The 20039-nt window shown below is 69.9% G+C and carries 19 protein-coding genes and 1 pseudogene; 14 read left to right on the top strand and 6 right to left on the bottom strand.

Annotated elements, in window-relative coordinates:
* From F8M74_RS21635 to F8M74_RS21625, 3 genes are all read left to right on the top strand, one after another.
* The coding region (locus F8M74_RS21635) for a fatty acid desaturase (protein ID WP_163884521.1) at window positions 1-886 on the top strand (886 nt) is incomplete at its 5' end.
* 80 nt (window positions 887-966) lie between these two features.
* Entirely contained in the window at window positions 967-1740 is a 774-nt protein-coding gene (locus F8M74_RS21630) for a helix-turn-helix transcriptional regulator (RefSeq protein WP_171410090.1), read from the top strand.
* Between the two features lie 306 nt (window positions 1741-2046).
* Window positions 2047-3057, top strand: a complete 1011-nt coding sequence (locus F8M74_RS21625; RefSeq protein WP_141253837.1) for a hypothetical protein — start codon at window positions 2047-2049, stop codon at window positions 3055-3057.
* A 132-nt stretch (window positions 3058-3189) separates the two neighbouring features.
* On the opposite strand, the gene F8M74_RS21620 is transcribed toward F8M74_RS21625, so the two are convergent.
* Window positions 3190-3822: a phospholipase D-like domain-containing protein gene (locus tag F8M74_RS21620; protein WP_141253836.1), complete on the bottom strand. Its 633-nt coding sequence runs from the start codon at window positions 3820-3822 to the stop codon at window positions 3190-3192.
* Window positions 3823-3920: 98 nt separating this feature from the next.
* On the opposite strand from F8M74_RS21620, the gene F8M74_RS21615 reads away from it, so the two are divergent.
* The 6 genes from F8M74_RS21615 (at window position 3921) to F8M74_RS21590 (ending at window position 10500) form a co-directional block, all read left to right on the top strand.
* A complete protein-coding gene (locus F8M74_RS21615; RefSeq protein ID WP_141253835.1) occupies window positions 3921-4604 on the top strand; it encodes a TetR/AcrR family transcriptional regulator in 684 nt (227 codons plus the stop codon).
* A gap of 29 nt (window positions 4605-4633) precedes the next feature.
* Window positions 4634-6085 (top strand): aldehyde dehydrogenase family protein, encoded by a 1452-nt coding sequence (locus F8M74_RS21610; RefSeq protein ID WP_141253834.1) that lies wholly within the window; start codon window positions 4634-4636, stop codon window positions 6083-6085.
* A 38-nt stretch (window positions 6086-6123) separates the two neighbouring features.
* Entirely contained in the window at window positions 6124-7563 is a 1440-nt protein-coding gene (locus tag F8M74_RS21605; protein WP_141253833.1) for an aldehyde dehydrogenase family protein, read from the top strand.
* 50 nt (window positions 7564-7613) lie between these two features.
* Window positions 7614-9032, top strand: coding sequence for a hypothetical protein (locus F8M74_RS21600; RefSeq protein ID WP_141253832.1), 1419 nt, complete (start codon window positions 7614-7616; stop codon window positions 9030-9032).
* A gap of 126 nt (window positions 9033-9158) precedes the next feature.
* Window positions 9159-9737, top strand: a complete 579-nt coding sequence (locus tag F8M74_RS21595) for a PH domain-containing protein (RefSeq protein ID WP_141253831.1) — start codon at window positions 9159-9161, stop codon at window positions 9735-9737.
* Window positions 9730-10500 carry a PH domain-containing protein gene (locus tag F8M74_RS21590; RefSeq protein ID WP_141253830.1) on the top strand — a complete coding sequence of 257 codons (771 nt, stop codon included), beginning with the start codon at window positions 9730-9732 and terminating at the stop codon, window positions 10498-10500. The genes F8M74_RS21595 and F8M74_RS21590 overlap by 8 nt, the downstream gene beginning before the upstream one ends.
* Window positions 10501-10546: 46 nt before the next feature.
* Here the strand turns inward: F8M74_RS21590 and F8M74_RS21585 are convergent, their stop codons facing one another.
* Complete coding sequence (locus tag F8M74_RS21585) at window positions 10547-12169, bottom strand: ABC-F family ATP-binding cassette domain-containing protein (RefSeq protein ID WP_140787092.1); 1623 nt, start codon at window positions 12167-12169, stop codon at window positions 10547-10549.
* 185 nt (window positions 12170-12354) lie between these two features.
* Here F8M74_RS21585 and F8M74_RS21580 point away from each other — a divergent pair, with 185 nt between their 5' ends.
* The 3 genes from F8M74_RS21580 to F8M74_RS21570 all read left to right on the top strand — a co-directional run bounded on the left by F8M74_RS21580 (window position 12355) and on the right by F8M74_RS21570 (window position 14293).
* Complete coding sequence (locus tag F8M74_RS21580; protein WP_141253829.1) at window positions 12355-12981, top strand: phenylalanine--tRNA ligase beta subunit-related protein; 627 nt, start codon at window positions 12355-12357, stop codon at window positions 12979-12981.
* Between the two features lie 50 nt (window positions 12982-13031).
* Complete coding sequence (locus F8M74_RS21575; protein ID WP_141253828.1) at window positions 13032-13808, top strand: YdiY family protein; 777 nt, start codon at window positions 13032-13034, stop codon at window positions 13806-13808.
* Window positions 13809-13954: 146 nt separating this feature from the next.
* Window positions 13955-14293, top strand: a complete 339-nt coding sequence (locus tag F8M74_RS21570) for a CBS domain-containing protein (RefSeq protein WP_216619642.1) — start codon at window positions 13955-13957, stop codon at window positions 14291-14293.
* Here F8M74_RS21570 and F8M74_RS21565 read toward each other — a convergent pair.
* Window positions 14235-14651, bottom strand: a pseudogene (locus F8M74_RS21565) (LysR substrate-binding domain-containing protein); the annotation flags it as partial. The gene F8M74_RS21570 and the pseudogene F8M74_RS21565 sit on opposite strands and share 59 nt — an antisense overlap.
* A 161-nt stretch (window positions 14652-14812) precedes the next feature.
* On the opposite strand from F8M74_RS21565, the gene F8M74_RS21560 reads away from it, so the two are divergent.
* Window positions 14813-15625, top strand: a complete 813-nt coding sequence (locus F8M74_RS21560; RefSeq protein ID WP_141253826.1) for an oxidoreductase — start codon at window positions 14813-14815, stop codon at window positions 15623-15625.
* Between the two features lie 115 nt (window positions 15626-15740).
* Here F8M74_RS21560 and F8M74_RS21555 read toward each other — a convergent pair whose 3' ends face one another.
* From F8M74_RS21555 to F8M74_RS21545, 3 genes are all read right to left on the bottom strand, one after another.
* Window positions 15741-17441: a dihydroxyacetone kinase family protein gene (locus F8M74_RS21555; protein WP_141253825.1), complete on the bottom strand. Its 1701-nt coding sequence runs from the start codon at window positions 17439-17441 to the stop codon at window positions 15741-15743.
* Window positions 17442-17455: 14 nt separating this feature from the next.
* The gene (locus F8M74_RS21550) at window positions 17456-18097 is read right to left on the bottom strand and encodes a carbonic anhydrase (protein WP_141253824.1); all 642 of its coding nucleotides are present in this window, start codon (window positions 18095-18097) and stop codon (window positions 17456-17458) included.
* A gap of 117 nt (window positions 18098-18214) precedes the next feature.
* Window positions 18215-18703, bottom strand: a complete 489-nt coding sequence (locus F8M74_RS21545) for a gluconokinase (protein WP_141253823.1) — start codon at window positions 18701-18703, stop codon at window positions 18215-18217.
* Window positions 18704-18872: 169 nt separating this feature from the next.
* Here F8M74_RS21545 and F8M74_RS21540 point away from each other — a divergent pair, with 169 nt between their 5' ends.
* Window positions 18873-19925: a DNA ligase gene (locus F8M74_RS21540; RefSeq protein WP_171410080.1), complete on the top strand. Its 1053-nt coding sequence runs from the start codon at window positions 18873-18875 to the stop codon at window positions 19923-19925.
* Window positions 19926-20039 lie beyond the last annotated feature (114 nt).

The following is a 20039-nucleotide window of genomic DNA, read 5'->3' as shown; positions in this document are numbered from 1 at the left end:
CCCCCCGCCCCCTTCAGCCGACCTGCCGCAGCTCGCGGTTCATGCGTTGTGGTGGGGATGGTTCCCAGCCTTCATCTTGAGCTGGGACGCGCTTCCCTGGGTGGGGCGGCTGGCCATGTGCCTGCTGGGCTGGGCCATCTGCTTCTGGAACTACGCCGTCCTGCACAACCACATGCACGTGTCCATCGCCCGGCCTCCGCTGGCGCACTGGGTGGTATCCCGTTCGCTGGGCATGGCGTGTGGGTTCCCCTACCGGGGCTACTTCATCCACCACTTCAACCACCACCGGTACGATGACGGCCCGGGCGACTGGGGCCGCCGCCGTCCCGGAGAGCGCGTCTTCCGCTACTGCCTGCGCTCGGCGCTGACGCCGTGGCTGTGGCCCTACGAGACGCTGGGCCAGGTCTGGCAGTGGGCGAAGAAGAAGAACCAGCGGCTGGAGCTGGCGGTGGATTTCCTGGTGGTGGACGGCGCGCTGCTGGCGCTCATCGTGTGGAAGCCCGCGCTGGGCCTGGCCTGGTGGGGGGTGCTGCTGGTGACGCAGTTCTGCATCCACTGGCTCAACCTGGCGGCCCACTTCGAAACGGACTCCGAGCAGAAGGACGCCCTGGGGACCACGTCCTATTCCGCCTTCTACAACCGGTGGTTCTTCAACGCGGGCTACCACCAGGCCCATCACCTGAAGCCGCAGGTGCCCTGGTACGAGCTTCCGGCCCTCACCGAGGAGCTCGCTCGGACGTCCAGGCTCCGTCCAGAGCTGACGACTGGGCTCTCCCCCATCAATCCGTTGTGGGTGGCACGGGTGGTGAAGCGCTATTCTGCCAAGCCGTGCGATCGGCAGACGGAGTCGAAGATTACCTCCGGGACCCCCACGGCCGTTACCTAGTCGGGGAGGGCTTCCTCCACTGGTACGCCTCGGTGGACCTGTGCGGCTTCATCCTCTGGGGACGTCCCGGAGAGGCCGAGGTGCGTCGGCTCGTCCAGGTGCTGGACGTGGAGTTGTCCCCCGCCAAGCCGCATGCCTCGCTGGTGGACGCGCGCCGGCTGGAGGCCGCGGACCCCATGGCCTTTACCGCCCTGGTCAAATACATGCAGCCCCGCGAGAAGGACTTCAGCACCTCCGTGCTGAAGCAGGCGCTGGTGCGGCCTGAAGGCGTGGTGGGCGCGGTGGTGGGCGGCTTCTACACGCTGCTGTCCGGGGCCTATCCCAGCCGGGCCTTCACCGCTCCCGACACCGCCCTTCAGTGGTTGGGGCAGCCGGAGGCCGAGGCCGCGGCGCTGCTGGCGGAGCTCAACGGACTGGTCGCGGAGGCCACCGGCCAGTCTCCCCTGCTGCGCGAGCTGCACCAGGTGATGCGGGGCCGGCTGCCGGAGGTGAATCTGTCGGACGTGGCCCGGGAGATGGGCATGTCCGAACGGACGCTGCAACGCCGGCTGAAGGAGGCCAGCACGTCCTTCCAGGCGGAGCTCAACGCGGTGCAGGTGCGCATGGCGCAGTCGCTGCTGCGCGAGTCGAACATGAAGCTCACCGCAGTGGCGGTGGAGGTGGGCTGCGCCTCGCTCCAGCACTTCAGCAGCCTCTTCCGCAAGCTGGTGGGCGAGTCCCCCAGCGCGTGGCGGGACCGGCAGAAGCAGCCGCAGGGCAACGGCACGCCACCACCCGCCGAGGCCCTGATGGAGGAAGTGGCCGGAGCGCCCGGCAAGGGCCCCGTCGCGGCCACGTCCGAAGTCCCCGAGTAGTCACGCCCTGGAGCCGGGAAGCCGCTGGCTCCCGGCAATCCCTGCCAGTCACCACAGGCGCTCAACATTCTCAAACGTTGTCAGGCGGGACCGCGCGATTCAGCGGGTGACGCGCAAGCCATTGACACCTCGTGGGTGCGATACCTGGCACGCGAGACTCCGGGAGTTCCGACGCTCAGCGGACTTTCAGACTGATTCCCGCACTCCACGGCGATTTGACAATATTTATCTACAAACACTACAAAAACATAGAACGCGACGCCCACCCTGCCGGCGCTTCCACCGCTGGCCTCGGAGCTGCTTCCCTTGACGCCCGGTCAATTACAGACAGCGCTGACGGACGCGATTCACCTGGCGCGGCAGGTGGACCTGCGCCGGTGCGAGCAGGAGGAGGTCCCGCGCCTCTTGCAGGAATCCGTGCTGGCGCTGCGGAACGCCATCCTCGTGGGGGCCCAGGCGCTGGGCTCCGTTCGCGCCCATTACGAAGAGGATGAGGACCCGCCGGGCTTCGTCGCCGACACCCGGCGGCAGCGCATCGCGGACCTGGCCTTCATGGCGCGCATGGACCTGGGCGAACGGCTGGAGCGGCTGGGGGCGATGACGGACTCCGAGGCGCCCTGGAACATCATCGCCACGTGTGGCAGCGCCCGGCGCCGCCTCTTCAAGTGCGCCGCCGCGGTGGAGCGCGCGTTGTGCGCGCATGAGGGGCTGACGCCCCGGCTCGAAGGACTCCTCTCCCAGGAGCTGGAGCGGTCGCTGAAGGTGCGTCAGGCCTACGTGCTGTTCCGCCGGGGGCTGCTCACGCGCGCGGAGCCCACCGCGCCGTGGCTGGCGCCCGTGCTGCGCCGGGCCGCGGTGTGCTTCTCCGAGCTGACGGGCCGGGAAATCTACGAGGACCTTCGCATCGAGGACCGCACCGAGCTGCGGCGGCTCCAGGCGGCGGTGCTGGACTGGCTGCGCGGGCGGGATGGCCATGACGCCGTGTCCGGCCGGAGGCTGTGGCAGGACATCGCGGTGTTCGCTGAGCTGCTCACGCAGGTGAACCTCCGCCCCGAGCTGCGCGAGCACGACCAGGCGCTGCTGGGCTCACTCCTGCTCAGCCTGGAGCTGGACCCTTCGCTGAGCGCCAAGCGGCTGGCGGAACTCGCCCATCCCCTGTTGGGCGTGGACGACGTGCTGGACGACTGCATCGAGAATCCCACCGCCGTGGAGCGCGCGGAGTGGCGGGAGACACTGGAACGGCTCGCCACGAGCCTCCTGGGCGAACACGGCGCGGTGCCTCCTCCCGAACTGGAGGCCCTGGCCGCTTCCCGCTGAAAGCCGTCCCCCCGGCATCGAGAAGAGAGCGCAGCGCCGTGGTTCAAGCCAAGGACCTGGGCGCCGGCGCCAGGCGCTCCAGCGCCACCACCCGCTCCTCGTCCGCATCACGCGACGCGCGATGTGGCCAACCTAGCGCGTGGCGGCCTTCGCGCCCCGCTGGAGACGGCGCGCCTTGCCCAGGCGTGGGGCATCCGCGCGAGGACGGCGCGGCGTGGGCGCTCGCTTGCCTGCGGGCAGAATGGGGTCGGGACACACCGCGCGGAGCTTGCATGCCTTGCACTCGGCGCCGCTCCACACCGCTTCGTAGAGCGCCGTCACCCGGTCGATGACGTCGAAGTCCTCCGTGACGAAGCCCAGCTCGAAGTTGCGCGCGGAGTCGCCCTTGGCGCCCAGCCCCGCGCCGGTGAGGTTGGCGCTGCCCAGGTATGCCCAGGCGCCATCCACCACCACCGCCTTGAAGTGCACGCGCGGACAGACCTTGAGCGACAAGCCACCCGCCACCAGCCGCGCCTGCCGGTCGAAGGCGGCGCGAAAGGGCCGGCTCGGCAGCTCCGCGTGCAACAGGCGCAGCGCCACGCCACGCGCGGCGAGCGTGTCCAGCACGTCCACCAGCGGGACGAAACGGCCGCCGTGCTCCACGAACATCGCCTTCACGTTGGCCGTGGCCATCCACACCGACTCCCGGGCGTGGAGCAGCTTCTCCAACACCACCTCCCGGTACAGCGCGCTGCCCGACAGGAGCTCCGCCTCGATGGGACGCATGGAGCACACTCCACCACACATATCCTCACCTAGCCACCTGGCGAACAAATGACCTTCAGTCACTTGACGAATGACCGCGGGTCATTCATCCATGAGCCATGGCCAGCACCTCAGCGGCGAAGGCGAATCGGGCCCTACCCCAGCGAGCTCGCAAGGACGAGGACAAGGAAGCGCGGCGGCAACTCATCCTGAATGAGGCCCTGGCCCTGTATCAGGCGACGTCCTACGCCGAGGTGAAGATGGCGGACGTGGCCGGCCGGGCGATGCTGGCCAAGGGCACAGTGTTCCTCTACTTCCCCACCAAGGAGGCGCTGTTCCTGGCGCTGCTGGAGGACCTGCTCTTCGCGTGGTTCGCCCGACTGGACGAACTGCTGGCGGAGGACACGTCGGCCTGGACGGGGCCCCGGCTGGCGCGCACGGTGGCCGAGTCGCTGGAGGGCGAGGAGGCCCTGACGCGGCTGCTCGCGCTGCTGCAGACGGTGCTGGAGCAGAACGTGACGGCCGAGCAGCTCCGCCCGTTCAAGGAGCGGCTGCTGGCGGCGCTGGTCCGCGCGGGCACGCTGGTGGAGCAGCGGCTGTCCTTCCTTCATGCCGGAGAAGGCCCGCGCTTCTTCATCCACCTGCACGCGCTGGTGACGGGTCTGCGGCAGATGGCGGACGTGGCCCCGGTGGCGCGCGAGGTGCTGGAGGCACTGCCCCACCTGGCGCCGCTGCGCGTCGACTTCACCGCCGAGCTGACGACGGCCCTCTCCACCCTTCTTCGCGGGCTGGAGTCCCGCTGAGGCCCCTTTCCCACCCCCTGGAGAAACCCATGCTCGAAGCAGCGTCTCAAGCCAACACGCAGCACACCGCCGACACCGAGCGCATCCGCGCGGTGTTCGAAGCCCAGCGCGCGCACCGCTGGACGATGTCCCGCACCACGGCCGCCGAACGCATCGCCCGGCTGAAGCGGCTGCGCGAAGCCATCATCGCCCGCCGCGCGGAGCTGGCGGACGCCATCCACGCGGACTTCCGCAAGCCCGCGGTGGAGGTGGAGCTGACGGAGCTGCACCCCACGTTGGAGGAGCTGAACCACACGGTGCGGCACCTCAAGTCGTGGATGAAGCCCATGCGGGTGGGCACGCCGATGCTGCTGGCGGGCTCGTCCAGCCACGTGCGCTACGAGGCGCGCGGCACGGTGCTGCTGCTGTCGCCGTGGAACTACCCCTTCAACCTGCTGGTGTCGCCGCTGGTGGCCGCCATCGCCGCGGGCAACACCGTCATCTGCAAGCCCAGCGAGAAGACGCCGCACACCTCGCGCTTCCTGGCGCAGTTGGTGAAGGACGTGTTTCCCGAGAACGAGGTGGCGCTGTTCGAAGGCGGAGCGGAGACGGCGGAGGCGCTGCTGGAGCTGCCCTTCGACCACATCTTCTTCACCGGCAACACGCGCATCGGCCGCAAGGTGATGGAGGCCGCGGCGAAACACCTGGCCAGCGTGACGTTGGAGCTGGGTGGCAAGTCGCCCGTCATCGTCGATGAGACGGCGGACGTCGCCGCCGCGGCGGAGCGCCTGTGCTGGGGCAAGTTCGTCAACGGCGGCCAGACGTGCGTGGCGCCGGACTACGTGTTCGTGCACGCGTCGAAGGAGCGGGCGTTCCTGGATGCGCTCAAGGCGTCCATCACGCGCTTCTACGGCGGCACGGAGCAGGAGCGGCAGGCGAGCCCTGACCTGACGCGACTGGTGGACCCGGTGGCGTGGCGGCGGGTGAAGGACCTGCTCGAGCGCTCGGTGGCCGCGGGAGCAAAGGTGGAGGTGGGCGGGGAGACAGACGAGCCCTCGCGCTACATCGCGCCCACCGTGCTGTCCGGCGTGACGGCGGAGAGCCCGGTGATGGAGGGCGAGATTTTCGGACCGGTGCTGCCGGTGCTCACCTTCCAGTCCCGTGAAGAGGTCTACGCGCACATCCGCGCGGGCGGGAAGCCTTTGGCCCTCTACGTGTTCAGCCAGGACAAGCGGGCGGTGGAAGACATCTTCCAGAACACCACGTCGGGTGGCGCGGTGGTGAACAACGTGCTCGTCCACCTCGCGAACCCCAACCTCCCGTTCGGCGGGGTTGGTACCAGTGGCCTGGGGAACTACCACGGCCATTTCGGCTTCAAGACGTTCAGCCATGAGCGGGCCGTGATGGTTCAGTGGATGAAGTCGCTGGCTTCGGTGTTCTTCCCGCCGTATCGCGGGAAGGCGCAGGAATTGGCCTCCCGCGCGACCCGGCTGATGGAGTAGGCAACCCAGGCCGGGGCACCTCCGGAAGGAGCCGGGCGATGCGCGTGGTGAAGTTGGAAGAAGCACGGATGCCGGACGGTGTGCAGGAGGCGTTCGACCGCCTCCATGCGCATCGCTGGGAGGTGGCGCGCCGCGGCATGAAGGAACGGCTGGCCCGGCTGGAGCAGCTCAAGACGCTGCTCGTCGCCCGGCGCGAGGCCCTGGCCGAGGCGCTCCACGCCGACTTCCGCAAGCCGCGCGTGGAGGTGGAGGCCACCGAGGTCCTCCCCGTCCTGATGGAGTTGGCCTCCATCCAGAAGCACCTCAAGACGTGGATGAAGCCCCGGAAGGTCTCCACGCCCCTGCTGCTCACCGGCACGTCCAGCCTGGTGCAGTACGAGCCCCGGGGCGTGGTGCTGGTGATGGCCCCGTGGAACTATCCCTTCCACCTGCTGGTGTCGCCGCTGGTCGCCGCGGTGGCCGCGGGCAACGCCGTCCTGTGCAAGCCCAGTGAGAAGACACCCAACACGGCGCGCTTCATCGCGGAGCTGGTGAAGGATGTCTTTCCCCCAGAAGAGGTCGCGGTGGTGGAGGGAGGCCCGGAGGTGGGCGAGGCGCTGCTGCGGCTTCCCTTCGACCACGTCTTCTTCACCGGTGGGGCCCGCGTGGGCCGGCGGGTGATGGAGGCCGCGGCGAAGCACCTGGCCAGCGTGACGTTGGAGCTGGGTGGCAAGTCGCCCGTCATCGTCGATGAGACGGCGGATGTCGCCGCCGCTGCCGAGCGCGTGGTGTGGGGCAAGTTCCTCAACGGCGGACAGACGTGCATCGCCCCCGACCACGTCTGGGTCCACGCGTCAAAGGAAGAGGCCCTGCTGGAGGCGATGAAGGAGGCCCTGGAGCGCTTCTACGGCCGCACCGAGGAGGCACGCCGCGCGAGCCTGGACCTGTGCCGCATGGTGGATGACAGCGCCTTCACGCGGGTGCGCCAGTTGATGGACCGCACCGTGGAGGCCGGCGCGCGCGTGGTGGTGGGCGGCGGCGTGGGCGCGGAGTCGCGTTACATCGCGCCCACGGTGCTCGCGGACGTGAAGCCGGACACGCCCATCATGGCCGAGGAGATTTTCGGACCGGTGCTGCCGGTGCTGCGCTTCGAGTCCCTGGACGAAGTGGTGTCGCACGTGCGCGAGGACGGCAAGCCCCTGGCGCTCTACGTGTTCAGCAACGACGAGGCCACGGTGGAGCGGCTGCTGCGGGAGACGCGCTCGGGCGGCGCGTGCATCAACACGGTGGTGCTGCACAACGTGAACCCGAACCTGCCCTTCGGCGGCGTGGGCGCCAGCGGCGTGGGCGCGTATCACGGCGAGACGGGCTTCCGGACCTTCAGCCACGAGCGCGCGGTGCTGCGCCAGGGGCGCACGTCCCTGGTCCACCTGTTCTTCCCACCCTTCACGGGCAAGGCGCAGAAGCTGGCACGGCTGGCAGGACGCCTGTTCGAGTAAGGCCGGGGCTCCCTGGCACAAGTCTCCCGTTTTCCGGGATAACTGTGCCCATGACCAAGAACGGACGACGGCGTGCGGGGTTCTGGCTGGGAATGGCGCTGGCCCTGGGGGCCTGCGACGGCGGCGGCTCAGGGGAGGGACCGGAGGATGCGGGCGTGACGGACGCGGGCACGGACGGAGGCAGCGGCGACAGCGGCACTCCGGATGCGGGTGCCCCGGACGCCGGCCCCGAGCCCACCTCCGAGCAGGGCGATGGCGTCTCTCGCGAGACGACCACGGTGGCGGGAATCCCCGTGGACCGCTACGCATGGACGGACGCGCAGGGGCGCCCGCGCACGGTGTCCCTCAAGCGGCAGTCGCCCGCTGGCAACGGCGGCTACGCGGTGCAGATGACGTATCAGGTGCCCGCCGGCGCGGAGTGGCGCACGGTGACGGTGGATGGCACGGCCGGGGGCGAAGCGGGCTTCGGCTACTTCGTGGCCCACGAGCTGTACCGCACCTTCGACAACGGCACGTCCGGCACCATCGCGGGGCGGCATGGCGAGGACGACTCGCCGCTGGGGCTGGGCTTTCCTGTGGAGGCCTCGCGCTCGGAGATTTCCGCGGCGTCCACCTCCGCCAGCCACAGCTTCACGCTGCGGTATCCCAAGTGGGGCACGCGCGCCGCCATGGCCAACGTGACGGAGGCGACGGCGTCAGCGTCCGCCGCGCACCAGAAGTTCATGGTGCCCGTCACCATCCAGTGGGTCTTCCAGAAGGGCACGGACTTCCCGCGCATCGACACGCGGATGGACCTGGGCGAGGCCACCGCGGGCCAGCTGTCCTTCGACATGCGAGGCCCCTACGGCGTCGTCGAGTTCGCGGACGCCACCGCCAGCGCCACCCTCAACAACGTGCAGTGGGGTGACTCCCTCCACCACTTCACGACCGGAGTGGCCGCCGCGGGCGCGCTCACCACCGAGGCGAACTGGACGTGGAACGAGCCCATCGGAAACACGCGCAAGTACCATGCGCTGCTGGCGCGGCACCCCACCTCCGGCGTGCTGTATGAGTTGGGGCTCGTCGAGCTGAAGCTCGGCCAGAACACCGGGCTGGTGTACGGCGGCTACAGCCTCAACAACGGGACGACGCGGGCGGCCTCGGGGCGGGCGCTGCTCAGCGGGGGCTTCTCCGAGGGCGAGTGGCCCTTCCAGTCCGCGCAGTACAGCGGGCTGTCGGCCGCGACGCCGGTGACGGGCAAGAAGTTCGCCTGGGGCAGCAGCCCGTTCTACGGCTCCGCGCTGAGCTCCGTGTATTTCAACGCGGGCGCCTCGCTCCCCATCAACGCATTCCCCGCGAGCGGTGACCTCGTGTACCGGACGTGCCTGGTGCTCGGCGTGTCGCCCTACACGGACGCAGCCCCGAAGTCGCTCGCTCGGCTGACCGCGGAGAGCGACGCGCCCAGCTGCGCGACGGACGCCCCGCTCTGATTCACCGCGGATAGGTACGCCTGGGAGGGGGTGGCCGTCCCCCTCCCCCTGGGCGCAGAATCGCGGGCGGGCCGGTGCAATCACGCCGGTGCTCGTCCGTATCGCCACCATCCTGCACGGCCGTCCATGACCGACTCGTCTCACGCCCTCACAGCCGCGACCCGCGACGGGGGCTTCCTGTCGCGCCTGCCCACGGTGCTGCAGCCGCACCGCAGCCTGCTCACCTACTACCTCGTCAGCGCGCTGCTGGCCGGCCCCGGCTTCCCCATCCTCGGGCTCATCCGCTACTTCAAGTACCAGACGCTCCGCTACACACTGGACGCCGAGGGCATCACCGTCCGCTGGGGCATCCTCTTCCGGCGCGAGGTGTCCCTCACCTACGCGCGCATCCAGGACATCCACCTGTCCAGCAACGTGGTGGAGCGCTGGCTCGGGCTCGCGCGGATTCAAATCCAGACCGCCAGCGGCAACTCGCAGGCGGAAATCACCATCGAGGGCATTCCCGACTACGGCGCCATGCGGGACTTCCTCTATTCGAAGATGCGGGGAAGCCGGGAGCGCGCCGTGCCCGCGAACGACGCGGCGCACGTCACGCCGGGAGGTTCGGATGAGCTCGCGGCGACGCTCCGGGAGATTGCCTCGGAGGTGCGGGCGTTGCGGCTGAGCCTGGGCGCCAGCGACACGCGGGAGAAGCAGGATGTCTGACGCCGCGCCTGCCTGGCTCCTGCGCCTGCTGAAGGTGCCCCCCGCGCCCCACATCCCCGAAGGGGCCGCGGTGCGCGTCTTCCGCTCCGCGCCGTCCTATCGCCGGCTCCAACTGCTCCATTGGGGATTGCGGCAGGCCAGCGTCGTGGTGGGCCTGATTTTCACCTGGGTCGCGGTGAAGCACCGGTTCGTCCCGCACATCCCCTACGCGTATGCGGATACCGTCTTCTTCGCCGTCGAGCTGTTCGCCTGGCTCGCGTTCGCGGTGCAGCTCCCCATCACCTTCCTGGTGGCCTGGCTCGACTACGAGTACCGCTGGTACATCCTCTCCGACCGCAGCCTGCGCATCCGGGAAGGGCTCGTCTCGCTTCAGGAGAAGACGATGACCTTCGCGAACATCCAGCAGGTCTCCATCCGGCAGAACCCGCTTCAGCGGCTGTTCGGCATCTCCGACGTGAAGGTGGAGACGGCGGGTGGAGGCGGCAACAGCGGTTCGCGCGACGCGGACGCGTCGACCCGCGAAGGGCTGCATGAGGCCCACTTCCGGGGCGTGGACAATCCGGAGGAGATTCGCGACGTCATCATGACGCGCGTGCGCATGCACCGGGACGCCGGGCTGGGCGAGCCGCAGCATGCCGAGCCGGCCCTGCCGCCGCCCTCAACGGCTCCCTCGGCCGAGACGCTCGGCGCGGCGAAGGAGCTGCTGGGTGAGATGCGGGCGCTCCGGGGCGTCCTGGCGGCACGGAGCCGCGCGGAGTCCTGAGCACGCGGGGCACGGGCGCTGTCGGCCCGTGCCTGAACCGCGCGCCTCAGCTCCGCAGGCCCGGCGCTTCCTGGCCGGTGCGGGCCACGTACTCGGTGTAGCCGCCGCCGTACTGGTGGATGCCCTCGGGCGTCAGCTCCAGCACGCGGTTGGACAGCGCGGCCAGGAAGTGACGGTCGTGGGAGACGAACAGCATCGTCCCCTCGTAGCGGGAGAGCGCCGTAATCAGCATCTCCTTCGTGGCCATGTCCAGGTGGTTGGTGGGCTCGTCCAACACCAGGAAGTTCGGCGGGTCGAAGAGCATCTTCGCCATGACGAGCCGGGCCTTCTCACCACCGGACAGCACGCGGCACTTCTTCTCCACCTCGTCGCCGGAGAAGCCGAAGCAGCCGGCCAGCGCCCGCAGCGAGCCCTGACCCGCGCGAGGGAAGGCGTCCTCCAGCGCCTGGAACACCGTCCGCTCGCCGTCCAGCAGGTCCATGGCGTGCTGCGCGAAGTAACCCATCTTCACGCTGCCCCCCAGCGCCACGTTGCCCGTGTCCGGCTGCGTGGAGCCCGTCACCAGCTTCAGCAGCGTGGACTTGCCCGCGCCGTTGACGCCCATGACGGCCCAGCGCTCCGTGCGGCGCACCAGGAAGTCCAGCCCCTCGTAGATGGTGCGGCTGCCGTAGGCCTTGTGAACGCCCTTCAGGCTCACCACGTCGTCGCCCGAGCGCGGCGCCGGCTGGAACTCGAAGAGCACCGTCTGGCGCCGCTTGGGCGGCTCCACGCGCTCAATCTTCTCCAGCTTCTTCACCCGGCTCTGCACCTGCGCGGCGTGCGAGGCGCGCGCCTTGAAGCGCTCGATGAACTTCAGCTCCTTGGCGAGCATGGCCTGCTGGCGCTCGAACTGCGCCTGCTGCTGCTTCTCGTTCATCGCCCGCTGCTGCTCGTAGAACTCGTAGTTGCCGGTGTACGTCGACAGCGAGCCGCCGTCGATCTCCACCACCTTGTTCACGATGCGGTTCATGAACTCGCGGTCGTGCGACGTCATCAGCAGCGCGCCGTCGTAGTTCTTGAGGAACTCCTCCAGCCAGATGAGGCTCTCGATGTCGAGATGGTTGCTCGGCTCGTCGAGCAGCATCGCGTCCGGGCGCATCAGGAGGATGCGGGCCAGCGCCACGCGCATCTTCCAACCGCCCGACAGCGCGCCCACGTCGCCGTCCATCATCTCCTGGCTGAAGCCCAGGCCCGCGAGAATCTCCCGCGCGCGGCCTTCCAGCGCGTAGCCGCCCAGCTCCTCGAAGCGCCCCTGGACCAGGCCGTAGCGCTCCACGAGCTTGTCCATGTTGTCCGCCTGGTCCGGGTCGGCCATGGCGGCCTCCAGTTCCTTCAGCTCGGCGGCCACCGTGCTCACCGGGCCCGCGCCGTCCATCACCTCGGCGGCGGCGCTGCGGCCCTCCATCTCACCCACGTCCTGGCTGAAGTAGCCAATGGTGACGCCCCGGTCGACCGCGACCTGGCCCTCGTCGGGGTGCTCCTGGCTGGTAATCATCCGGAACAGCGTCGTCTTGCCGGCCCCGTTGGGTCCGACGAGGCCCACCTTCTCCCCCTTGTGGAGCGCCGCGGAGGCCTCGATGAAGAGAATCTGCTGGCCGTTCTGCTTGCTGATGTTGTCGAGACGAATCATGTGCGTGCGGGGGGCCCGGAAGCGGGTGCGGCGCCCTTATGCCACGTAGCCCGCCCCGGGAAGAATGTTCCGAACCCCTGGGAAGCGACTTCTCTTGCATGGGAGCCGACAGGCGGGGGAGCCCCCGGTCCCAGGCTGGAAGTGGGACCTGCCCCCACTCGCGCCATGGCATAGACTGCCGCGCCGTGCTGACCGTCGACGCCCACCCCTCCCTGGACACCCTGGCCTTCACCACCACCTTCCCCGCGCCCCTGGGCGGACTGCCCTCCCCGGAGTGGCTGGTGGCCCTGCTGAAGCCCGGCGCCACCGCGCCCCTGTCCAGCGACGACACCGTGCGCGGCGCCATCCGCGACATGCTCCGCCACGGCGGCTACAAGCCCACCGGGCGTGGCAAGCCCGCGTCGGAGTACCTGGTGCGCGCCTCGGGTGACGGCTCGCTGGGCGCCATCAACCTGGCCGTGGATGCCTGCAACGCGGTGTCCCTGCACAGCGGCCTGCCCATCAGCGTGGTGGACCTGGACCGGGCCACCGCCCCCTTCCGCGTAGGCGTGGCCCCGGAGGGCGCGCAGTACGTCTTCAACGCGTCCGGGCAGAGCATCGACCTGGCGGGCCTGCTGTGTCTCTTCGACGCAGAAGGCCCGTGCGCCAACGCCGTCAAGGACGCGCAGCGCACCAAGACGAACGCGGACACCCGCCGCACCCTCACCGTGCTCTGGGGCGCCAAGGCCCTGGGCGAGCGGACCGCGCGCGCCTTCGACTGGTACCGGGAGCTGCTGGAGCGCGCGGGGGCCACGGTGGAGCGCCTGCCCTGAGCCGCACGGGAGCCATTGAACCATGCCGGCCGACGGGGCAGACCCGGGCCATGGCGGGACGGAAATCCAGCAGGTGGGTGCTGCTGCTCGTGTGGCTTCACGCGGCGAGCGCGGCGGCGCAGATCGTCAACGTCCAGGCGCTGTTCGACGAGAACACGGGCCCGGGGCGTTCGGTGGCCGTGGACCTGGGCGCGGACTGGCGCACGGGCAGCACCGACCTCTTCAGCGTGCGCGGCGCCCTGCTGGGCCAGTGGCGCAGCGAGAAGCACACCTGGCTGGCCGTCATCCGGGGAGAGTACGCCTTCGCCGCCAATGAGGTCATCGTCAGCAAGGTGATGGAGCACGTCCGCTACCGCTACGGATTCACGGAGCGGCTCTCCGGCGAGGTGTTCCTCCAACACGAGTTCGACAAGTTCCGCCGCATCCAGTTCCGGGCCCTGCTGGGCGCGGGGCCCCGGGTGAGGGTGCTGACCGACAAGAAGGCCATGCTGGTGGTGGGGCTCGCGCTGATGCTGGAGCACGAGCGCATCCGCCGGGATTCCGAACCGGATGCCGGGGAGTTCCGCACCGACCCGCGCCTGTCCAGCTACGTGCTGGGGCGGCTGGAGTTCATGGAGAACGTCTTCCTGGTGCAGACGCTCTACGCCCAGCCCCGCGTGACGAATCCCGCCGACATCCGCCTGCTCAACGACACCATCTTCGAGGTGAAGCCCAACGAACGCCTCAGCGTGGGCATCGGCTTCAACCTCACCTTCGACAACTCTCCGCCCATGGGCGTCCCCAAGCTCGACACCCAGTTGCGGACCTCGGTGGGCATCCGGCTGTAGCCGCCTTCGTCCCACGAAGTGTGTCACCCGGGCGACAGCAGCCAGCCCTCGCCTGCCTCCCCGCCCGTGCCGGGCAACGCCCCGGTTGTTGGCAACTGTCTTGCTACGGTGCCTCGCAGGGCAACAACAGGGTGGCGAGGCCGGCGATGACGGAGCTGTACGTGGAGCGCGAGGACAGGGTGGCGAAGGCGGTGACGCTCTTCCCCACGGACACGGTGGTGAGGGCACTGTCACTGATGCAGCGGTATGGCCCGAGCCGGCTGCCGGTGGTGGACGACGTGCACGGCGAGCTCATCGGCGACGTGACCGCCGACGACCTCACCCAGGTCTGGCAGCACGCGCCGCTGGCCTGTATGTCGGAAATTCTTTCACTGAAATCCCTGCGGGATGAAGACCAGGAGGACGCCACCCGTTGGGGGCCGCGCATCACCCTGGTCTCCCCCCTGGTGAACGCGTACCAGACCAGCAAACGCTGGGTGCAGTAGGCCGGAAGGTCCGAATCCGGGCGTCCGCTGAACGCGCGCGCCACGCCCGGACTCCTCTCTGCCGTTTCGGCCTTCCCCGCACGAAGTCGACGAACGCCTTGAGCACGGGGGGCAGGTGCCGGCGGCTCGGGTAGTAGAGGAAGAAGCCCGGGTAGGACGGGCACCATGCATCCAGGACGCGGACCAGCCGTCGCTGCCGGAGCAGGGACTCCACCTGGGACTCGAAGACATACGCCAGCCCCAATCCGGCCAGCGCGGCTTCGAGAATCTCCACCTGGTCACTCATCGTCAGCGTGCCGCGCGTCTCCACTTCCAGCTCCTTGCCGCCACGCTCCATCTCCCACGCGTAACGTGAGCCGTTGGTGAACCGGAGTCAGCTCACGGATGTCCGCCTGCATGGGCGGGCGCCTCCCGCATATTGGACTGCACTCAACAGTCTTGTGCACACCGTGCGCATTCTCTCACGAGCGAACGCGGCGTAGTTCTTTGCGCGCACCCCCTCGAAGAGGAGCACACCCCATGAAGACCTGGCTCATCACTGGCGCATCCCGTGGTTTCGGCGCTCTCATCGCGCAGGCGGCACTCGATGCGGGAGACCGTGTCATCGCCACGGCGCGCAATCCGAAGAGCATTCCCCTGGCGCCCCACCCGAGGCTGGTGGCGGCGAAGCTGGATGTCACCAACGAGGCAGAGGCCCGGAGCGTGGTGGCGAGCACGGGCCGCATCGATGTGCTCGTGAACAACGCGGGCATCGGCCTGCTCGGCGGCGTCGAGGAGGCGAGCGCCGAGGAAGTCGAGAAGGTCTACCGCACCAACGTCTTCGGACTGCTCACCGTCACCCGCGCGGTGCTGCCTGGCATGCGCCAGCTGCGCTCCGGGCACATCATCAACCTGTCGTCCATTGGCGGCTACCACGCGGGGGCGGGCTGGGGTGTGTACTGCTCCACGAAGTTCGCCGTGGAGGGGCTGAGCGAGGCGTTGCACCAGGAACTGGCGCCGCTGGGCATCCACGTCACCGTCGTCGAGCCCGGCTACTTCCGCACCGACTTCCTGGACGCGGCCTCGCTCACCCGGGCCGCGGCCAGCATTCCCGACTACGCGGAGACGGTCGGCGCCATCCGGACACACGCCACCGAGCTCAATCACCGTCAGCCGGGGGACCCATCAAAGCTCGCGACCGCGATGCTCGAACTGGCGAAGATGGAGAACCCACCCCTGCGCCTCGCCCTGGGCAGCGACACGGTGAAGAGCATCGAGGACAAGAACGCCTTCGTCGCCCGCGAGATGGCCGCCCACCGTGCGCTGTCCCTCTCCACGGACTTTGCATCCTGAGGGAGCCGGACGCGCTGCGCCTCAGGGGCCCGCGCGCTCCGGGACTTCCGGCCCCACGGTGCGCCAGAAGTGACGCCGCGGGGCTCGTTCCGAGGGGCGCGGTCCTCGACGGCGCTCAGCCGAGCAAGGGCGTGAGCGCCTTCATCCACACCACCACGGCGGCGGCGCCCGCGTCGGGAACGCCGACGGCGCGCGTCCCCAGGTAGCTGGCGCGGCCCAGACGCGGCTGCATCCGGGACGTCGCCTCCTCTCCCGCCTCGGCCGCCTGGACCGCGGCGGTCCAGGCGTCACGAGCCCCCTGTCCGTCCCGCACCGCCTTCGCGAACGCATCCGCGGCGGGCCGCAGCGCATCGAGCATGGTGCGGTCTCCGGGCCGCGCGCCGCCCAGCTCCGATACAGCGGTGACGGCCAGGTCGAAGGCCTCGGCCCAGGCGGCGGCATCCACGGACCCTTCCGCCAGCCGTCGCGCGGCACGCAGCAGCGCCGTCGCATAGAAGGGCCCCGAACTGCCGCCGATGCTGCGCCGGAGCGCGTTGCCAAGCGCCGTCAACGCGCGCGCGGGGCTCGTCCACACGTCCTCTGGCAGGGCGCGAATCGCCTCGGCGCCCCGCACCAGGCTGAGGCCCAGGTCACCGTCGCCCGCGGCGCTGTCGAGTGCGGTCAGCCGGGGCTCCGACTGCTCGAACGCGTCCGCCACCCGCAGGGCGGCCATCCGGAAGCGGTCCATCCCCGGTTGCGGCGCCTCCGCGGGAAGCGATGCCGAAGACGCCGAGGGCGAAGGCCGGTACCCCGCCGGCTCCTTCGGCAGCCGTCCCGCGCCGGGCCACGCGGGCGCATCCGCCGCCGCATCCAGGCGGGCCAGCCGCGCGTCGTCCACCTTCAGCAGCGTCAACGAGCAGCCGGGCATCTCCAGCGCGGAGAGGAACGTCCCGCTCCACGCGCGCTCCACGCGGATGCCGCCCTGACGCAGAACAGCCAATGCGTGCCGGGCGACGATGGCCAGCTCCATGGGCGGCGTGCCGCCCAGTCCGTTGACGAGCAGCACCACCCGGTCTCCCGAGCTGATGCGCCGGTCCTCGACGATGGTGGTGAGCAGCGTGTCCACCAGGTTGTCCGCCGTCTGCATCGGCACGCGCCGCACGCCCTGCTCGCCGTGGATGCCCAGGCCCAGCTCGATTTCGTCCTCCCCCAGCGTGAAGCCCGGCTTGCCCGCCGCGGGCACGGTGCAGGGCCCCAGGGCCACGCCCATGGTGCCCAGCGCCTCCGCCGTCGCGGTGACCTCGCGGAGGACGTCCTGGAGCGCCGCGCCCGCCGCGGCCGCCGCGCCCGCGACCTTGTGGACCAGCACCGTGCCAGCGATGCCCCGGCGCCGCGCGGGCTCCACCGTATCGTGCAGGGACACGTCGTCCGCAACCACCACCATCTCCACGGGGATGCCCTCGGTGCGCGCCAGCTCGGCGGCGAGCCCGAAGTTGAGCCGGTCCCCGGTGTAGTTCTTCACGACGAGCAGCGCGCCCGCGGGCCCCGCGACGGCGCGGATGGCGGCCAGCACGGCATCGGTGCTGGGTGAGGTGAAGACGTCACCGGCCACCGCCGCGTCCAGCATGCCCGCGCCCACGTAGCCCGCGTGCGCCGGCTCATGGCCGCTGCCGCCACCGGAGATGACAGCCACCTTGCGCGCGCGGACGTCGGAAGGCGTGTCGGCGCGGAGCACCACCGACTCCCCTTCCAGCAGCACCTGTCCGGGGGCGAGCGAGACCAACCCCTCCAGCATCTCCCGCACCACCGCGCGAGGGGCGTTGACCAGCTTCTTCATGAACGTGTCCTCTCTCAGACGCCGTCGAAGAAGTCGACCGCGCCCGTCTCCAGCGAATACTCGGCGCCGACGATGAGCATGCCTTCCTCGCGGCGCAGACGCTCCAGCAAGCGGCTGCCATGGCGGAGACTGTCGCAGGAGTTGCGGATGTTGGCGCGGACGGCTTCCTTCATCAGGAACTCCGGGTCCGCATTCGGCCCGGCGGCGCTCACCACCGTCATCACCGGCGCGCGGCAGCGCTCCACGATGTCGTGGATGTTGTCGGACACCGTGCCCTTGCCGTCACGCACGTAGTCCAGCGTGGCCTGGATGGCGCCGCAGTGCGAATGCCCCATCACCACCGCCAGGCGCGTGCCGAACTTCGCCGCCGCGAACTCCACGCTGCCCACCAGCGACGGCGCGACGACGTTGCCCGCCACGCGGATGACGAACAGGTCCCCCAACCCCTGGTCGAAGATGTACTCCGACGGCGCGCGCGAGTCCGAGCACGAGAGGATGATGGCGATGGGACTCTGCCCCGCCACCAGTGCCTGCCGGGCGGAACGGCCGAGCAGGTTGTCCATGCTGCGCGCGTTCAGGACGAACCGCTGATTGCCTTCCCGAAGGCGCGCGAGGGCATCCTGGGCGGAGATGGGTGGCGTCGAAGCGGTGGGCATGGTGCGGGTCCTTGAGGGTGGATGAAGCGGAAAGTTGGCAACCCAACGGAGCGCTATACATCAGCCGGGCGGCCAAGGGGCGAGCCGTCCTCCTGCTTCGACGCGAGAGTTCAGCCGTCAGACTCCCAGCTCGTCACGAATGTGCTTCACGATGTCCGCCGGCGGCGGCGTCACGTCCACGCTGAGCGCGCGCGAGGGCAGCTCCATGGCGGCCATCTGACTCTCCAGCAGGGACGCGGGCATGAAGTGCCCCTGGCGCTGCGACATCCGGCGGGCGAGCACCTCATGCGGCGCGTGCAGGAACACCCACCTCACGTGCGCGGGGTCCAGCTCCTCCAGCAGCGTGCGGTAGGCCTGCTTGAGGCCGGAAAACGCCATCACCACGTCCTCGCCCTGCGCCAGCGCCCGCGCCACTTCGTCGCGCAGCTTGCTCAGCCAGGGCGCGCGGTCCTCGTCCGTCAGCGGCGCGCCCGCGGCCATCTTCATCACGTTGGAGCGCGGGTGCAGGTCATCCGCGTCGATGAAGCGCCAGCCCAGCTCGGCTGCCAGGGTGCGGCCCACCGTCGTCTTCCCCGCTCCGGATACCCCCATGACGATGACGACCATTGACGCGACTCCTCCTGGTTCCAGGGCCCACTCCACATCGTGGGGTGCCCCACGGCCTCGCGCCACCCCTTCCGAGGCGGGATGCCCACCGCATCACGTCCTGAAACGTCGGCCCCAGGGGGTATGCTTCATCCCATCGCCGCTCCGGATGCGGCACGAAGGGTTGGTCATGGCGGACATCGCGGACGGGGAGCAGGTCTCGGTTCAGGGCTCGGGTTCCAAGCCCTACATCCTCAAGAACACCGGCGGTGTGTATTCGTGTTCATGCCCCGCCTGGCGCAACCAGTCGGTGGCCATCGAGCGGCGCACCTGCAAGCACCTGCGCCGCGTGCGCGGAGACGCCGCGGAGGACGCGCGCATCGGCGGTGACGCGTCCGGCGCTCCCGCGGTCCCCGCTCGTCCGACGAGGAGCACGTCGGCCAGCGACGACACCAAGGCCCCGCCCCTGCTGCTGGCCCAGTCGTGGGAGAACGACGTGGACCTCACCGGCTGGTGGATGAGCGAGAAGCTGGACGGCGTGCGCGCGTACTGGGACGGGAAGCAGTTCTGGTCGCGGCTGGGCAACGCGTTCCTCGCGCCGGAGTGGTTCACCGCGGGGCTGCCGGACTTCCCGCTCGACGGTGAGCTGTTCGGCGGGCGCAAGCGCTTCCAGCGCACGGTGAGCATCGTCCGCCGGCAGGACCGCAGCGACGATTGGAAGGAGCTGGCCTTCGTCGCCTTCGACGCGCCCGGCGTGGAAGGCACCTTCGAGGCGCGGCTGGAGCGCTGCCGGCAGTGGATGGAGGAGGCGAAGCCCGCGTATGCGCAGTGGCACGCCCACGCGCGCTGTGACGGCACGCCGCACCTGCGCGCGGAGCTGGCGCGCGTGGAGGCACTGGGTGGAGAAGGCCTCATGCTGCGCCAGCCCGGGTCGCGCTACGAGGCGGGCCGCTCCCACACGCTGCTCAAGGTGAAGAGCTTCAAGGACGACGAAGCGCGCGTGGTGGGACACGTGGCTGGCGCGGGCCGCCACAAGGGCCGCCTGGGCGCGTTGGAGGTGGAGCTGCGTAACGGCACGCGCTTCAGCGTGGGCACGGGCCTGTCGGACGCGGAGCGCGCAGCGCCGCCACCCGTGGGTGCCATCATCACCTTCCGCTACCAGGAGCTGTCCAACGACGGCGTGCCACGCTTCCCGTCGTACGTGGGTGTGCGCGTCGACGCCGCCCCCTTCACCGCGAGCTGAGGCCAGCCGTCCCACGGCAGGAGTCACCGGTCCGCTGGTCGACGGAGCGGCGCCACATTGCCACCTGACAGACGGTGCGTGCCCGGGGTGATGCGCGCCCGGGCGCCGCCCTGG

Origin of the sequence: Myxococcus sp. CA023 (genome assembly GCF_010998615.1) — a bacterium.
Lineage (GTDB): Bacteria > Myxococcota > Myxococcia > Myxococcales > Myxococcaceae > Myxococcus.
The sequence above is the reverse complement of the archived record's forward strand: the minus strand, read 5'-3'. Positions and strand labels throughout refer to the sequence as shown.

What these genes read in the sequence shown, in the direction of transcription:
- F8M74_RS21620 (WP_141253836.1), bottom strand. Translation starts at nt 3,822, where the DNA reads ATGCGTCCCATCGAGGCGGAGCTCCTGTCGGGCAGCGCGCTGTACCGG.
- F8M74_RS21615 (WP_141253835.1), top strand. Translation starts at nt 3,921, where the DNA reads ATGGCCAGCACCTCAGCGGCGAAGGCGAATCGGGCCCTACCCCAGCGA.
- F8M74_RS21610 (WP_141253834.1), top strand. Translation starts at nt 4,634, where the DNA reads ATGCTCGAAGCAGCGTCTCAAGCCAACACGCAGCACACCGCCGACACC.
- F8M74_RS21605 (WP_141253833.1), top strand. Translation starts at nt 6,124, where the DNA reads ATGCGCGTGGTGAAGTTGGAAGAAGCACGGATGCCGGACGGTGTGCAG.
- F8M74_RS21600 (WP_141253832.1), top strand. Translation starts at nt 7,614, where the DNA reads ATGACCAAGAACGGACGACGGCGTGCGGGGTTCTGGCTGGGAATGGCG.
- F8M74_RS21595 (WP_141253831.1), top strand. Translation starts at nt 9,159, where the DNA reads ATGACCGACTCGTCTCACGCCCTCACAGCCGCGACCCGCGACGGGGGC.
- F8M74_RS21590 (WP_141253830.1), top strand. Translation starts at nt 9,730, where the DNA reads ATGTCTGACGCCGCGCCTGCCTGGCTCCTGCGCCTGCTGAAGGTGCCC.
- F8M74_RS21585 (WP_140787092.1), bottom strand. Translation starts at nt 12,169, where the DNA reads ATGATTCGTCTCGACAACATCAGCAAGCAGAACGGCCAGCAGATTCTC.
- F8M74_RS21575 (WP_141253828.1), top strand. Translation starts at nt 13,032, where the DNA reads ATGGCGGGACGGAAATCCAGCAGGTGGGTGCTGCTGCTCGTGTGGCTT.
- F8M74_RS21570 (WP_216619642.1), top strand. Translation starts at nt 13,955, where the DNA reads ATGACGGAGCTGTACGTGGAGCGCGAGGACAGGGTGGCGAAGGCGGTG.
- F8M74_RS21560 (WP_141253826.1), top strand. Translation starts at nt 14,813, where the DNA reads ATGAAGACCTGGCTCATCACTGGCGCATCCCGTGGTTTCGGCGCTCTC.
- F8M74_RS21555 (WP_141253825.1), bottom strand. Translation starts at nt 17,441, where the DNA reads ATGAAGAAGCTGGTCAACGCCCCTCGCGCGGTGGTGCGGGAGATGCTG.
- F8M74_RS21550 (WP_141253824.1), bottom strand. Translation starts at nt 18,097, where the DNA reads ATGCCCACCGCTTCGACGCCACCCATCTCCGCCCAGGATGCCCTCGCG.
- F8M74_RS21545 (WP_141253823.1), bottom strand. Translation starts at nt 18,703, where the DNA reads ATGGTCGTCATCGTCATGGGGGTATCCGGAGCGGGGAAGACGACGGTG.
- F8M74_RS21540 (WP_171410080.1), top strand. Translation starts at nt 18,873, where the DNA reads ATGGCGGACATCGCGGACGGGGAGCAGGTCTCGGTTCAGGGCTCGGGT.